This is a genomic window from Telluria sp. ZB4P37, from assembly GCF_059685855.1.
The window spans coordinates 181,408-195,247 of record NZ_JCASID010000009.1; the positions used below are offsets into that span (position 1 = coordinate 181,408).

Genomic DNA, 13,840 nt, shown 5'->3' on the forward strand with positions numbered 1-13,840 from the left:
TGACGCGGCCTATGTGCAGCGTTCATTGAATGCCTCTACCCCGCATTCAACTCCGCCACAAAATCATACATATCCCCCCTGAAGTACGACCGGCACAACTCCACCGCGCGCCCATCCCGGGCAAACCCCAGCCGCTCCACGCACAGTCCCGCATCGCCCTCGCGGGTCTGCAGCAGCCCCGCCTGTTCCGCATTGAGCAGCAGCGCCGACAGCCGCTGCAGCGCCCGCACCGGGCGGTTGCCGGTCGCCGCCAGGGCCTCGTACATCGAATCGTCGACCGCGTCGAGCGAGCCCAGGGCGAAGGCCGCGATGGTGGCGTATTCCAGGCACATCGGCATGTCGTCGGCGTAGCGGATGCGGTGGAAGCGGTAGACCGGGGTGCCGGGCGAGAGCCGCAGGCGCAGGGCCTCTTCGGGCGTGACCAGGCCTTCCGAGCGCTTGAGCCAATGGTTGCGCGGCACCCGCCCGCGCGCGCGCATGTCTTCGGAAAATGAGCTCAGCCGGGCGAAGTTCTTTTCGATGCGGGTGTTGATGAAATTGCCGGCGCCGGCGCGCCGCACCAGCAGGCCTTCCTCGACCAGCGCATCGATCGCCTTGCGCACGGTAATGCGCGAGATCCCCAATTCTTCGGCCAACTGGCGCTCCGCCGGCAGCGCCGAGGCGGCTCCGAACAGGCCCTCGTCGATGGCCCGGCGCAGCGCCTGCTGCAGCTGCTGGTAAAGGGGAAGCTTGCCGCCGCCGGCGGCGGATTGCATCAGTGCGGCGAGGTCGTACATGCGGGCCATATGGGGTTCAGATCGGCCGCATCATACCACCGCATCCGGGCTTATTTGGGCCGTGGGTTCGTCAAGGAATGCTCGACCACGGCCACCCGGCCGGCGCGGATTTCCGTCACCGCCGCGCCAACCGCGCGTGCCACGTTGCGCATTTCTTCCTGCACCGCCGTGTCGCGGTCAAACGTGTCGTGGCTTTCCGCATACGACTCGTAATAGCCGATGTAGCGGTCGAGCTGGGCGAAGCTGCCGGCATCAATGAGGCCCATCCACGACAGCCAGTCGGCCAGCGAACGGCGGGTGCCTTCGATCCCGGCCACGTCGCCATGCACCATCATGCCGTAGGCGCGGCCGGCGAGGTGCTTGGGGTAGTCCCAGCCGGCCAGCTCGATCTCCTTGGCCTGCTCGGCCTTCTTGCCGTGAGTGGAGGTCGGGTCGGGATTGCCGCCGTCGGCGCAGACCAGGCGGTCGATCATCAGCTTGAGTACGGCGGGCGTCTGGTACCAGTAGACCGGGGTGACGATGATGACGCCGTGCGCCAGCACCCAGCGCTCGTAGATTTCGTTCATCCAGTCGTTGACCTGGCGCTCGGCGTGGTTCGGGTAGCAGCTGCACGGCCAGTGGCATAGCGGCATGGCGGTGGACACGCAGCCCTTGCAGGGGTGGATGTGGCGGTCGTAGTCGGAATTGAGCAGGCTCAGGTCGAGCAGGTCGGCCTCGAAGCCATCAAGCATGAGCACCTCGCGCGCAAGCTGGGCCATGCGCCAGGTCTTGGACACTTCGCCGGGACAGGTACCGTCGTTGCGCGCCGAGCCGTTGATGATCAATACCCGGCTGCGCGAAGCCGGGTCTTTCTGGTGCTGCTCGGCGGCGAGCAGGCGGTCGCGCGTTTCCTTCCATTCGATCGACAGGTCGTAGTCTGGATCGGCAAAGCCCGGCCCGGCCTTCACCGTGCGCGGCGCCTTGCGGCCCTCGTCGTAGGCTTCCCAGGCGACCTGCTCGATCGCTTCGAGTTCGTTCGCGAGTTTGTCGAAGGCCGGGTCGTGGAAAGACTGGCGAAAGCGCAGGTGGAATTCGTTGCGCCCGAGTTTGGGGGGCGCTTGCCCCTTGCGTACCGTCGTCATGCCGCCTCCGTCAATTTGTCGGTATTATCGACCGGGCGGGACAGGCGGGATGTTCGCGCGCGCACATAGCGTTAACGAAAACGGGGTGGGCGGGACAATTCCGGGCGTCGCCCGGGATTGCCCGCCCACCCCAAGGTAATGCGGAAAGCTTACTTGGCCGCAGTCGCCGCGCCACCTTGCTGGCTCAGCAGCATGACCCAGTACCTGGCGAGGTCGCCGGCGCCGGCGCCGCCCTTGATGCCTTCGAAGGTCTGGATCGCTTCGGCTTTCTTGCCGGCGCGAACCTGTGCCATGCCCAGGCGCAGCTTGGCTTCCTCAAGGTTCTTCAGGCCGCCCTTGGCGATGCCCTGCTGGATGAAACCGATGCCCTTGTCGGCCTGGTCCATCGTGGCATAGGCCCAGCCCAGGTTGACCAGGCCGGCGCCGGTCTTGGCCTTGGACGCGCCCGCTTCGCCGCTGGCGATGTTGCGCGCGTCGTCGGCTGCGCCCTTGTTGGCCTTGTCGCGCAGCGCGGCATGGGTCTTGGCGTTGGCGCCCTTGCCCAGCACGCCGGCCGCGTAACCGGCTTCCATGACTTTCTTGGCTTCGGTCGGGAAACCGTCGCGCAGCGACAGCTCGGCCAGGTCGACGTATTCTTCCGGCGCCATCTGCTTCACGGCAGCGAACTCCAGGCGATAGACGTTGATCATGTTGGTCGTGGCGTCGAAGCCCTTCTGGCGTGCGACGCCGCGGTTGAGCAGATCGGTCCAGAAGTCGTCGTTCGGATAATAGCGCGCCAGTTTCTCGAGGCCGACCAGGTAGGCGGCATCGTCTTTCACCTTGATGGCGGCCGACGACAACAGGCGCAGGTCTTCTTCGGTCGGCTTCTGGCCGGCCTTTTCCATGTCGTTGATCATCGGCAGCAGCGCGGTCTTGGCAGCGGCAAAGTCGCCGCCGAGGTACTGGGCGCGGATCTTCGCGGCACGCACTTTCTCAGGCGTCGGGCTTTCTTTTTCGTAGCGGTTGAACCACTCGATCGCCTTCGGGTAATCCTTGGCGTTGTAGTGCATGTTGGCCAGGGCCTGCATGAAGTCGGTCTTCTCGGTCGCGCTCAGGCGGCCCGAATTGATCACGGCTTCCAGCGCCGGCATCGCCATGGCGTTGTTGTTGGTGGTCGAACCCAGCGACAGCTTCATGCGGTTGACGACGTACTGCTCGTACGGGGTCTGGTTCGGGAAGGCTTCGGCCTGGGTGATGCGGCTCTGCACTTCGGTGTGGTTCTTGGCGTCCATCAGGGGCTTGATGGCGGCCGGATCGAGCAGCTTGAAGATTTCCGGACGGACGGTGTCCTTCGCCGGGGCTGCCGCGGCGGCAGGCGCATCGGTCTTTTGCTGCGCGTGGGCACTGGTTACCAACGCCGGGGCGGAGACGCCGATTGCGGCGAGCATCAGGCAGAGGCGGGCAAGACGGAATTGGGCCATGGAGTATCCTTCAATCAAGTCGATAATGATGAGAAATGCATGTACGCCAACATGGCGAAAATGCCAATCTCGGCAAAGGGTGCATTGTCCCATAAAGCGCCATTCTCAGGCTCGGCAATTGTGCCGCAGGGCGCGCATCGGCGCCCGTGCGGTTACATAGCGTTACCGTCTTGCGCAGGGGCAGGCTCGAAGCCCGGCACCGGGCAGCGGCCAGCCGCCTCAAGCTCGCTAGCCAGCCAGGCCACGGCCGCATCCACGGCGGGCGCCGCAAAGCCATAAGTCAGCAGGGCAGGGGCGGCGAAGTCCAGCGCCTGGTAGGGGTTCCACAGCGCAAGATGCAGGTCGGGGCGCCAGCTCGCGCGGGCCTGCGGGCCGTAGCGGCGGCGCGAGGTCGAGGCCAGGATCGTGAAGCGGCCGTCCTGCGGCAAGGCGCTCCAGTCGAAGGTCTCCGCATCCGCAAAGGTCACCAGCTCGACGTCGTAAAGGCGGCCAAGGGCTGCGGCGACGCTGGCCGCCGGCACGCCTGATTCCGACACGCCGTCGCTGACCACGTCGGCGCGCGCCACCAGCCGTATCTTGCTGCCGCGTGCGGGGCGCTGGGGCAGGCCGAGGGTGGTGAGGCCCGCGCGCCAGGCCCTGGTCATCAGGGCGCGGTCGTCGATGTCGGTGAGGTACGCATTTTCTCCGCTGACGGGACCTGCGGGGAAGCTTGCGGCCAGGCTTGACAAGCGCGCCAGGCGTGCTTCCACTTCCGGCAGCGGCAGCACGCCGTCGCGGATCGCCGCGGCAATCGCCTGCACGGTTTCCAGCTGCGTCTCGCGCGAGCCGATCGCCATCACCATGTCGGCGCCTGCCACCAGCGCGTTCACGGCGGCCTGGCCGGCGCCGTAGCGGTGGGCGATGGCGTGCATGTCCATGCCGTCGGTGATGATCACGCCCTGGAACCCGAAGCGCTCGCGCAGGATGCCGGTGAGGATGGGGCGCGACATCGTGGCCGGGAAGTCCGGATCGAGCGCGGGGTAGACAATGTGGGCGGTCATCACCGCCTGGGCCTTGGGCGCGGCGATGCGGAAAGGCGCGAACTCGAAGCGCTCCAGCTCCGCCAGGGATTTATCCACTAGCGGCAGGTCGCGGTGCGAATCGACGTGGGTGTCGCCGTGGCCGGGGAAGTGCTTGACGCAGCAAGCCACGCCTTCGCTTTCGCTGCCTTCCATCCAGGCCAGGGCGATACGGGTCGCGGTCTCCGGGTCGGCGCCGAAGGAGCGCTCGGCGATGACCGGGTTGTCCGGGTTGTTGTTCAGGTCGAGCACCGGCGCGAAATTCCAGTTGAAGCCTAGCGCGCGCACCGCGCGCGCCACTGCCGCGCCGACCTCGCGCGCCAGCACCGGGTCATTCGCCGCGCCCAGCGCCATCGCGCTCGGTGGGGCCGGCACCCAGGTCGAGCGCACCACGGCGCCGCCTTCCTGGTCGAGCGCGACCAGCGCTTCCGGTCCCATCGCGTCGCGCAGGGCGCCGGTAAAGCGCGCCAGCTGGGCGGCGTGCGTCATGTTCTGGCGGAACAGGCAGGCGCCGCGGATCTTGTGCCGGCGCAGGAAGGCATCGGTCTCGGCATCGAGTTCGGTGCCGAACAGCCGCACCATCATCAGCTGGCCGGCCAGGTCGAGGTAGTCGCTCATGGGCTCTCTTGCGTCAGTTCGTCTTGGTGACTTTGCTCAGGTGGCGCGGGCGGTCCGGGTCGAGGCCGCGCGCTTTCGACAGGTTCGCGGCCATCATGTAGAAGGCCTGGATTGCGACGATCGGGTCGAGGTCGGGGATGGCGGCGGTGGGCAGCAGCAGGTCGCGACTGGTGATGTCCTCCGGTGCTGCCAGCAGCACACGGGCGCCGCGTCCGCGCATTTCCTCGGCCAGCGCCACCAGGCCGGCCTGCGCCGGGCCGCGGGTGGCGAAGATCAGGAGCGGATAGCCTTCCTCGATCAGGGCCATCGGGCCGTGCTTGATCTCGGCGCCCGAGAAAGCCTCTGCCTGCAGCGCCGAGGTTTCCTTGAACTTCAGGGCCGACTCCAGCGCTACCGGGAAGCTGATGCCGCGGCCGACCACCATGATGTTGCGGGCCGGGGCCAGCACCTCGATGGCGGCGGACCAGTCGACCTGGCTCGCCGCCCGCAACGAGTCGGGCAGGGCGGCAATGCCGGCGCGCAGTTCTGCGTCGTCCTGCCATTCGGCGACCAGGCGGGCGCCGGCAACCATGCTGGCGATGAAGCTCTTGGTCGCCGCCACGCTCTGCTCTTTACCAGCGTGCAGCGGCATGGTCCATTCCGCGGCTTGTGCCAGCGGCGAGGTGTCGTCGTTCACCAGCGCCACGGTCGTTGCGCCACCGGCGCGGAAATACTGGATCGGCTCGACCACGTCCGGGCTCTGGCCCGACTGCGAGATCGACACGGCCAGGGTGTCGCGCGTGACCAGGGGCGACTTGTACAAGGTGACCAGCGACATCGGCAGCGAGGTGACCAGGCGACCCATGCGCGCCATGATCAGGTAGGCCAGGTAGCTCGAGGCGTGATCGGAACTGCCGCGCGCGACGGTCACCACGCTGTGGAAATTCGTGGCGCGCAGGCTGCGGCCCAGTTCCGTGTAGCGCTCGGCATCCTGCGCCAGTTGCTGGGCGATGCAGTCGCCTGCGGACAGGGCTTCCTGGTACATGAGCGAGGTGGTCGGGGTCACAATGCTTCTCCTTCGATATAAACGGCTTTGATATTCAGCTCGCGGTCGAGCACCACGAAATCGGCATGGCAGCCCGGCGCCAGGCGCCCGCGCTGGGTTTCGCCCAGGTAGTCGGCGGCGTTGGTGGACACGCGCTTGCTGGCTTCAGCCAAAGGCAGCCCGATCTTGACCAGGTTGCGCAGCGCCTGGTCCATCGTCAGGGTGCTGCCGGCGAGGGTCCCATCAAGCAGGCGCACGCCACCCATGCACTTGTGGACCACCTGGCGGCCCAGCATGTATTCGCCGTCCGGCATGCCGGCAGCCGCGGTGGAATCGGTCACGCAAAACAGCTTCGGGATGCAGCGCAGCGCGGTCTTGATCGCGCCCGGATGCACGTGCAGCAAATCCGGAATGATCTCGGCGTATTCCGCATGCGCCAGCGCCGCCCCGACCATGCCCGGGTCGCGGTGGTGCAGGCCGGGCATGGCGTTGAACAGGTGGGTGAAGCCGACCGCGCCATGTTCGAGCGCCTGCACGCCAATCTCGTAGGAGCCATTGGTATGGCCGATCTGCACCCGGATGCCGGCATCGGCCATCGCGCGCAGCAGCGCCATGTGGCCGTCGATCTCGGGCGCCACCGTGATCAGGCGCATTGGCGCCTGTTCGCCGAAGCGATTGACTTCATCCAGGCTCGCTTCGCGCGCGAAGGGCGGCTGGGCGCCCAGCTTGCCCGCGTTGATGTAGGGGCCTTCCAGGTGCACGCCGAGAATGCGCGCTTCGTTCTTGCCGCGGGCCTTGCAGGCGGCGCCGATGGCGCCCAGGGCGTGCTCGATGTCTTCCACCGGCGCGGTCATGGTCGTGGCCAGCAGGGCGGTGGTGCCATGCTTCGCATGCATGGCGGCGATGACGTGCGGCGCGTCGCCGCCTTCCATCATGTCGCGGCCACCGCCGCCGTGCACGTGCACGTCGATGAAGCCGGGCAGGATGTAGTCGTCGCCATTCGCCGACGGATCGGCGTCAATGCCGTCGATGCTCTCGATGCGGGCGCCATGGCGCAGCTCGCCGTGGATCCAGCCGCCGGGGGTGAGGATATTGCCTTTCATTGGTGCGCTCCCTTCAGGTGCCGCATGATCATGCGCAGCCCGCCGGCGGCGGAATCGCCCTGGGCCGGGACGCAACGCGCGAGGGTGGCCGGCGGCAGCCAGGCGCGCAGGACCTCGCCCAGGCCGCCGCACAGGGCCAGCGGCAAGCTGCCCGTGCGGTCGAGTGCCGCGGCGATGCTGGCCACTTCCTGGCCGGCGTGTTCGAGGATGCTGCGTGCCACCGGATCGGTGTCGCCATGCGCCACCACGAAGCGCGCCAGGCCGGCATAGGCGGTCTGGTTGGCCTTGCCGAGCCAGACCTGCACGGCGTCGCGCGAGCCGCCGCAAAATTCAATGACTTCGCGCGCAAAGGCGCGGCCTTCGACACGGCCATCCAGCACCTGCTCGATGTGGTTCAGCGCGCGCAGTCCCATCCAGGCGCCGCTGGCTTCGTCACCGGCCGGGAAGCCCCAGCCGCCGACTTCGACCTTGGTCCCGTCCTGCAGCATGGCTTCGCCGACGCTGCCGGTGCCGATCGCGACGATCGCGCCGGGCTGGCCGCCGTGGGCGCCCATGAGCGTCGTGAAGCCGTCGGTGTCGAGCGCCAGCGCGGCGTAGCCGGGATTGGCGGCGACAAATTGCGCTGCCCATTCCTTGTTGTGCACGCCGGCCAGGCCCAGGCCGATGGCGCAGGAGTTGATGGGGACGGTAGGGATGCCGAGGGTGGCGAAGGCCTGCTCCACGACGCCGTCGATGGTGGTCCAGGCATTGTCGATGCCGCGCGAGAGGGCGGACGGGCCGCCGCTTGCCTGCGCCAGTTCGGTGCCATCAGGGCGCGCCAGACGCACGCGCGTGCCGGTGCCGCCGCCGTCGACGCCGATGAGATAGTCGATCATGATTGGTAGTGTTCTGCCGGGAAGGTCAGCGCACTATAGGCAGGCGGGTCGGTGCTGTCAACAGGTATTTAAGTGGTATGCAAATATCGTGTGCAGGGTGGGCCGAAAATGCAGAGAAAATTTGCATAAGCGGTTGATTATGCAAATGTTTTTAGTGGTACGGCAATTGGTATTGTCGAGCAGCGAAAATGCGGTCAGTGGAGAGATTACTGCGGCACGTGACGGCTGCCACTGCGATCCACCACCAGCAACTGGCCATCATCCTCACGGCGCGCGCGGCGCCCGACCACATTCACCGCCGCGTTTCCCGCACCGGTCACCGCGATCTCCGCCCGCCCGGCCGTCAAGCCCCGTCCTTCCAGTCCACCCGATCCGCTCAGCTGCGCCTTGACCAGCTCCACCTTGCCCTCGACACGGGCAGTGCCCGGTCCGCTCATCTTGAGCAGCAAACGCTGGCCGTCGATGTTCGCCTCGAGTCCACCCGAGCCGCGCAGTTCCGCATCCAAGGTATCCGATACATGCGCCAGCTCGATGCCGCCGGGGCCACGCGCCTTGACGGTCGCGCGCTTGACCTTGAGATCGCCCCCATCGAGGTCGCCCGAGCCGGTGACTTCGGCGGTGAGCTCGCCGATGGTGCCACTGAGCGAAGCGTCGCCGGGGCCGCCAAGGCGCACGATGGCGCTGGCGGCCTGCAACCCGCTGGCCTGCAGCCCGCCCGAGCCGCTCACTTCCGCATCGAAGCGCTTGATGTTGCCGGAGACGCAGGCGCTGCCCGGGCCGCGCTGGATGGTGGACGCCGCCTCGGCTGCCAGCGAGCAGGCGTCGAAGTCGCCCGAGCCTTCGACCTCGGCGCGCAGTTCGCGCACGCTGCCCGACAGTTTCATGCTGCCTGGACCGCTCATGCGCGCATTCAGGCGCGCCAGGCGCAGGTCTCCGGCTTCCAGGTCGCCCGAGCCGGTGAGGCTGGCGACCAGCGCGTTGCCGACGCCGCCCAGGTGCACGTCGCCCGGCCCCGACTGATTCACCTCGACGTTCGCCGCCTTCACGCGGTGCAGATCGACGTCGCCGCTGCCGCTGGCGCGCACCGCCAGCTCGCGCACCGCGCCGGTCGCCTGCAGGTCGCCCGGGCCGTCCACGTTGACGGCGAAACGCTCGCCGGACAGCTGGGACAGCTCGACGTCGCCGCTGCCCGACATTTTCAGGCTTTTCAGCTGCGCGGCGGTGATGCTGATGGTGGGCGTTTCGCGCTTGCCCCAGCTGAAGTGAAAGCCATTGCGCTGGACGGGGCGCACCACCAGGGTGTCGCCGCGCACGAAGGTCTCGACCTCGCCGAGCCGCTTGCGCTCGCCCGAGACCTCGACCGCCTGGCGGCCCTGGGCGCGCACGACGACGTCGAAGGGGCCGGACAGTTCGATGGCGCTGAAGGCGGCGACGTTGCGCTGCTGGGCCACGATCTCGGCGCGCGGTGCTTCGGCGTGGCTGGGCTGGCTGGTGGCGAGGAAGCCGGCGGCGATGGCGGCGGCGAGGAGGGCGGGCTTGAGGACGGTTGTCATGTTCTAGTCATCTGGGGAAGCAACGGAGCCTGAACGATATGACAAGCTTTCCCAGGCCGCCCGGGTAAAACGACGAACGCGCAAAAACGGCACCTGGGCCGCAGATTTGGCGGATGGAGCGGTTCGTTTTTGTGGTTTTCCGGTGTTTCGGCAGCAACACTGGTGCTATAGTCGCCGCACCCATTTGTCCTTCATCCCTCGCGGCATGACAACCGGGCGCCGGTCAAAACGTGGCTCGACCGCAACAGCGACGCCTAGCGCGCGATCCCCAGCAGCGCGCCATGAGCGGCCATGGCGCTGCCGGGTGGCGGGAGCGGGCCGGGCGATGTCATAATGGGGCCATGCAAGGAGAATTCCAGTGATCCGCTATATGGGCACCCGCACGAACGGCGAGGGGGCGGCCGTCTACGTCTTCATCGTCAATGGCATGCAGAAGGAAGTGCGCGAGCATGCGCTCAAGCAGCATCCTGGCTGCTTCGAAGCCCTGCCTGCTTCGGTCAAGGCCAGGATCGCGGCCAACCGCGCCTGGCTGTCCAAGCTCTGATTCCTTCATGACCATCCGGCGCCGGGCGCTTGCCGCTTCGTTCCTGCTTGCCTGCTCCTGCGGGTCGGCGCAGGCCATGCCCTCGACCTTCGGGCCGGCCATCGGCAATGCGCTGCTGTGCCGCAGCCACCTCGACAACCGCTATTTCCACGACTACCTCACCACGGCCTTCGGCCCCGCCTACAAGCGCGAGGGCGGGGCCTACTGGTTCAAGACCGAAGCCACCTTGTGGGGCGCGGAGGTGAAGGAAGTCATGGTCAGCGACGACAGCAGCGCGCTGGTCTTCATCGCGGCAATCACGGACAGTACCCCGGAAGAGCTGGAGCAGGGTATCCGGGCAGCCTATGGCATCGTCTTCAAGCCGTCGGATACCACGCCCTTTCCCTTGCGCGTATCGAACCCGGGCAGCACGATCGCTTACATGAATGACAAAAGCAAAATATACTGCGCGAAGTTCAAATCGCCGCCGGTTCGCTAGTCACGCATGTACAACCACTATTTCCAGCTGAAGGGCGCGCCGTTTTCGATAGCGCCCGACCCGCGCTACCTGTTCATGAGCGAGCGCCATCGCGAGGCGCTGGCCCACCTGCTGTATGGGATCGGCAGCGGCGGCGGCTTCGTGCTGCTCACCGGCGAAATCGGCGCCGGCAAGACCACGGTGTGCCGGTCCTTCATCGAGCAGATCCCCGGGAACTGCCGGCTTGCCTACATCTTCAACCCGCGCCTGAGCGTCGAGGAACTGCTCCTGAGCGTCTGCGACGAGTTCCGCATCGAGCTTCCTCCCGCCGGCACGCCGCCGGGCGTGGCGACGCGCGGCCTGAAAGGCTATGTCGATGCGATCAACCGCTACCTGCTCGACTCCCACGCCCAGGGCCTGAATAACGTGCTGGTGATCGACGAGGCCCAGAATTTGTCGGCCGAAGTGCTGGAACAGCTGCGCCTGCTGACCAACCTGGAAACCAGCGAGCGCAAGCTGTTGCAGATCATCCTGATCGGCCAGCCCGAGCTGCGCACGATGCTGGCTAGGGCCGAGCTGGAGCAGTTGGCCCAGCGCGTGATCGCGCGCTACCACCTGGGGCCGCTGTCGGTGCCGGAGACGGGCGCCTATGTCGCGCACCGGCTGGCGGTGGCTGGCGCCGTCGGCCAGCCGTTTCCGCCCGCGCTCACGCCCGCCATCTACGCGCTGACCCATGGCGTACCGCGCCGTATCAACCTGCTGTGCGACCGTGCGCTGCTCGGCGCCTATGTCGAGAACAGCCCGCAGGTGACCCGCCCCATCCTGGAAAAGGCGGCTAGCGAAGTGTTTGCCGGCGAACCTGGCCCGCGCCGCCTGCGCCTGCCGCTGGTGGCCGGCGGGGTGCTGGCGGCGGTGGCGCTGAGTGCCGCCGCCTGGCAGGCCATGCCCGCGCGCAAGGCGGCGCCTGTCGTCGCGGCGCAGCCGGCCAGGCCGGTGATTGCGGCCGTGCCGCCGGTGCAGGCCGACGAACAGAACGCGCTGCGCGAACTGGCGGCGCTGTGGGGCCAGCCGCTGGCAGCCGGCAATCCCTGCGAGGCCGCGCTGCGCCAGAACCTGCGCTGTCACGAGGGCCGCGGCGGCCTGTACGAACTGCGCCTGCTCGACCGCCCGGCGGTCGTCACCCTGCACGAGGGCCCGCGTACGGGCTACGCCGTGCTGTCGGCGATGGACGCGCACAGCGTGACCCTGAGCGCCGGCGCGCGGCGCGAGCGCATCGACCTGGCCACCTTCGTCTCCCGTTTCGGCGGCGAGTTCACGACCTTCTGGCGCATGCCGCGCGGCTTTCGCGAGCAGGTGCTTCAGGGCGACCGCGGTCCGGACGCCGACTGGCTGGCGGCGCGCCTGGCGCAGCTGAACCGGGCTCCGGCCCCGCAGGCCGGGGGCGCGCTGGACGCCAATTCACGCGAGTGGCTGCGGCGCTTCCAGGCCGCGCAGAACCTGAAGGCGGACGGCGTGGCCGGACCGCGCACCTACATGCGCCTGAACCAGCTCACCGGCGTGCCTGAGCCGCGCCTGCTGGCCCGCACCGGAAACTAGTCATGTCCTATATCCTCGAAGCCCTCAAGAAGGCACAGGCGGAGCGCCAGCTCGGCAGCGCCCCCACCATCCACGCACCCAGCCCCTCGTATGCGCCGCCGCCAGCCAGCAACCGGAAGCCGCTGCTGATCGGGCTGGGCGCCGGCGCCCTCGTCGTGGCGGCGGGGGCGGTTTTGCTGCTGCGCCAGCCGCCGGCGGCCGCACCGGTGCAGGTGGCCAGCGTGCCGGCGCCCGCACTCGTCGTGCCGGCACCGGCTCCGGTTCCGGCTCCGGCTCCGGCTCCGGCTCCGGCTCCGGTTCCAGTGCCGGCCGAACCGGTTGCGCAGCCCGCGGCTGCCAAGCCGAAGAAAGCGCCAGCCCGCGTCAAACCCGAGCCTGGCGCCCCGGTAGCCGAGCCCGAGGCGCGCCGCGTGGAAGCGGCCGAACCGGTGCAGGAAGCCCCGCGTGCAGCCGTGCTGCCCGTCGCACCGCCGAGCGCCGACGACAGCGTCGGGCCAGTGCAGTCGCTGCCCGAAGCGGTGCAGCGTGAGGTGCCGAAAGTGGCCTTTGGCGGCTATATCTATTCGCCCAATCCGGCCGAGCGCCTGCTCCTGGTCGACAAGATGCTGCGCCGCGAAGGCGAGGAAGTCGCGCCCGGGCTGGTGCTCGAACGCCTGCTGCCGAAAGCGGCCATCATGAATTTCCGTGGCTACCGCTACCGTGTCGCTTACTGAAGGCGGGGCGGCCCCCCGCCATGGCCCGGTACTGGGCGTGGTCGGCTGGTCGGGTAGCGGCAAGACCTCCCTGCTGGAATACCTGGTAGGCCGGTTGGCGGGGCGGGGGCTGCGCGTGAACATTGTCAAGCACAGCCACCACGACATCGAGCTCGAGCCGCCGCGCAAAGACAGCGCGCGCCTGCGCATGGCCGGCGCCGCCGAGGTGATGATCGCGTCGCCCTACCGGATAGCCATCCTGCGCGAGCTGCGTGGCGAGGCCGAACCATCGCTGGCCGAGCACCTGGCACGGCTTGCGCCCGCGGACCTGACCCTGGTCGAAGGCTATAAATGGGAGCGCTTTCCCAAGCTGGAGGTGTACCGGCCGCTGCTGGGCAAGGCGGCGCTCTACCCGGGCGACCCCGACATCGTCGCCGTGGTGTCGGACGCGGCGCGACCAAGGGAGCTGGAAGGACAGGCCTGGCTCGACTTGAATGATCCAGATCAAGTGCTGGAGTGGTTGGCCGGCTGGATGCGCGATCGCCCTAAAGTTCCTGTCGGGACCGCCGATAACGGTGGATATGCCTCAATGGGAGATTGATATGGATGTGTCGAGCATTGCCAAGCTGTCCACCAGCATCGCCGAAACCGGCACCCGCCAGGATGTCAGCCTGGCTGTCTTCAAGAAGGCGCAGCAGATCCAGGAAGCGACCGCGACCCAGTTGCTGGACGCGCTGCCGCAGGTGCCGTCGGCGAAATTGCCGGCGCATTTGGGGAATAAGATCGATACGACGGCTTAGGTTTCAGTTTTCGTCGACTCATTGAAATTGGGTTCCCGCCTGCGCGCACTGGTGTCCAAGATAATTCGATACCTCTTCACTAGAGTGCCCCCGGCCGCTTCGAGGGCGCTGTTCTAGCTTGTTTTGGACGCGTTCGGGCAGTTTTCGTGTTGATGACGGGAGG

14 protein-coding genes are annotated in these 13,840 nt (G+C 67.6%); 6 read left to right on the forward strand and 8 right to left on the reverse strand.

Annotation, left to right across the window (positions count from 1 at the left end; translation table 11 throughout):
• Window positions 1-35: 35 nt before the first annotated feature.
• From AC56K1_RS15650 to AC56K1_RS15685, 8 genes are all read right to left on the reverse strand, one after another.
• Entirely contained in the window at window positions 36-776 is a 741-nt protein-coding gene (locus AC56K1_RS15650) for a GntR family transcriptional regulator (protein WP_497158717.1), read from the reverse strand.
• Between the two features lie 50 nt (window positions 777-826).
• Window positions 827-1,897 (reverse strand): flavodoxin family protein, encoded by a 1,071-nt coding sequence (locus AC56K1_RS15655; RefSeq protein ID WP_497158718.1) that lies wholly within the window; start codon window positions 1,895-1,897, stop codon window positions 827-829.
• A gap of 149 nt (window positions 1,898-2,046) precedes the next feature.
• Entirely contained in the window at window positions 2,047-3,357 is a 1,311-nt protein-coding gene (locus AC56K1_RS15660; protein WP_497158719.1) for a hypothetical protein, read from the reverse strand.
• A gap of 152 nt (window positions 3,358-3,509) precedes the next feature.
• Window positions 3,510-5,033 (reverse strand): beta-N-acetylhexosaminidase, encoded by a 1,524-nt coding sequence (gene nagZ / locus AC56K1_RS15665; protein ID WP_497158720.1) that lies wholly within the window; start codon window positions 5,031-5,033, stop codon window positions 3,510-3,512.
• A gap of 13 nt (window positions 5,034-5,046) precedes the next feature.
• The gene (locus tag AC56K1_RS15670; RefSeq protein WP_497158734.1) at window positions 5,047-6,057 is read right to left on the reverse strand and encodes an SIS domain-containing protein; all 1,011 of its coding nucleotides are present in this window, start codon (window positions 6,055-6,057) and stop codon (window positions 5,047-5,049) included.
• Window positions 6,058-6,074: 17 nt separating this feature from the next.
• Window positions 6,075-7,160, reverse strand: a complete 1,086-nt coding sequence (gene nagA, locus AC56K1_RS15675) for an N-acetylglucosamine-6-phosphate deacetylase (RefSeq protein ID WP_497158721.1) — start codon at window positions 7,158-7,160, stop codon at window positions 6,075-6,077.
• Window positions 7,157-8,035 (reverse strand): glucosamine kinase nucleotide-binding domain-containing protein, encoded by an 879-nt coding sequence (locus AC56K1_RS15680; protein WP_497158722.1) that lies wholly within the window; start codon window positions 8,033-8,035, stop codon window positions 7,157-7,159. The genes nagA and AC56K1_RS15680 overlap by 4 nt, the downstream gene beginning before the upstream one ends.
• A gap of 206 nt (window positions 8,036-8,241) precedes the next feature.
• The gene (locus tag AC56K1_RS15685; protein ID WP_497158723.1) at window positions 8,242-9,588 is read right to left on the reverse strand and encodes a GIN domain-containing protein; all 1,347 of its coding nucleotides are present in this window, start codon (window positions 9,586-9,588) and stop codon (window positions 8,242-8,244) included.
• Window positions 9,589-9,946: 358 nt separating this feature from the next.
• On the opposite strand from AC56K1_RS15685, the gene AC56K1_RS15690 reads away from it, so the two are divergent.
• Genes AC56K1_RS15690 through AC56K1_RS15715 form a run of 6 tightly spaced genes read left to right on the forward strand, consistent with a single transcriptional unit; the run spans window position 9,947 to window position 13,677 of the window.
• Window positions 9,947-10,132, forward strand: coding sequence for a hypothetical protein (locus AC56K1_RS15690; protein ID WP_497158724.1), 186 nt, complete (start codon window positions 9,947-9,949; stop codon window positions 10,130-10,132).
• A gap of 7 nt (window positions 10,133-10,139) precedes the next feature.
• On the forward strand, window positions 10,140-10,610 hold the full coding sequence (locus AC56K1_RS15695; RefSeq protein ID WP_497158725.1) for a hypothetical protein: 471 nt from the start codon (window positions 10,140-10,142) through the stop codon (window positions 10,608-10,610).
• A 6-nt stretch (window positions 10,611-10,616) separates the two neighbouring features.
• Complete coding sequence (locus AC56K1_RS15700; protein WP_497158726.1) at window positions 10,617-12,185, forward strand: AAA family ATPase; 1,569 nt, start codon at window positions 10,617-10,619, stop codon at window positions 12,183-12,185.
• Window positions 12,186-12,187: 2 nt separating this feature from the next.
• On the forward strand, window positions 12,188-12,898 hold the full coding sequence (locus AC56K1_RS15705; protein WP_497158727.1) for a general secretion pathway protein GspB: 711 nt from the start codon (window positions 12,188-12,190) through the stop codon (window positions 12,896-12,898).
• The gene (mobB, locus tag AC56K1_RS15710; RefSeq protein ID WP_497158728.1) at window positions 12,870-13,478 is read left to right on the forward strand and encodes a molybdopterin-guanine dinucleotide biosynthesis protein B; all 609 of its coding nucleotides are present in this window, start codon (window positions 12,870-12,872) and stop codon (window positions 13,476-13,478) included. The genes AC56K1_RS15705 and mobB overlap by 29 nt, the downstream gene beginning before the upstream one ends.
• A gap of 1 nt (window position 13,479) precedes the next feature.
• Window positions 13,480-13,677, forward strand: coding sequence for a YjfB family protein (locus AC56K1_RS15715; protein ID WP_497158729.1), 198 nt, complete (start codon window positions 13,480-13,482; stop codon window positions 13,675-13,677).
• Window positions 13,678-13,840 lie beyond the last annotated feature (163 nt).

What these genes read in the sequence shown, in the direction of transcription:
- AC56K1_RS15655 (WP_497158718.1), bottom strand. Translation starts at nt 1,897, where the DNA reads ATGACGACGGTACGCAAGGGGCAAGCGCCCCCCAAACTCGGGCGCAAC.
- nagA (WP_497158721.1), bottom strand. Translation starts at nt 7,160, where the DNA reads ATGAAAGGCAATATCCTCACCCCCGGCGGCTGGATCCACGGCGAGCTG.
- AC56K1_RS15685 (WP_497158723.1), bottom strand. Translation starts at nt 9,588, where the DNA reads ATGACAACCGTCCTCAAGCCCGCCCTCCTCGCCGCCGCCATCGCCGCC.
- AC56K1_RS15680 (WP_497158722.1), bottom strand. Translation starts at nt 8,035, where the DNA reads ATGATCGACTATCTCATCGGCGTCGACGGCGGCGGCACCGGCACGCGC.
- AC56K1_RS15705 (WP_497158727.1), top strand. Translation starts at nt 12,188, where the DNA reads ATGTCCTATATCCTCGAAGCCCTCAAGAAGGCACAGGCGGAGCGCCAG.
- AC56K1_RS15660 (WP_497158719.1), bottom strand. Translation starts at nt 3,357, where the DNA reads ATGGCCCAATTCCGTCTTGCCCGCCTCTGCCTGATGCTCGCCGCAATC.
- AC56K1_RS15695 (WP_497158725.1), top strand. Translation starts at nt 10,140, where the DNA reads ATGACCATCCGGCGCCGGGCGCTTGCCGCTTCGTTCCTGCTTGCCTGC.
- AC56K1_RS15670 (WP_497158734.1), bottom strand. Translation starts at nt 6,057, where the DNA reads ATGTACCAGGAAGCCCTGTCCGCAGGCGACTGCATCGCCCAGCAACTG.
- AC56K1_RS15650 (WP_497158717.1), bottom strand. Translation starts at nt 776, where the DNA reads ATGTACGACCTCGCCGCACTGATGCAATCCGCCGCCGGCGGCGGCAAG.
- AC56K1_RS15715 (WP_497158729.1), top strand. Translation starts at nt 13,480, where the DNA reads ATGGATGTGTCGAGCATTGCCAAGCTGTCCACCAGCATCGCCGAAACC.
- nagZ (WP_497158720.1), bottom strand. Translation starts at nt 5,033, where the DNA reads ATGAGCGACTACCTCGACCTGGCCGGCCAGCTGATGATGGTGCGGCTG.
- AC56K1_RS15700 (WP_497158726.1), top strand. Translation starts at nt 10,617, where the DNA reads ATGTACAACCACTATTTCCAGCTGAAGGGCGCGCCGTTTTCGATAGCG.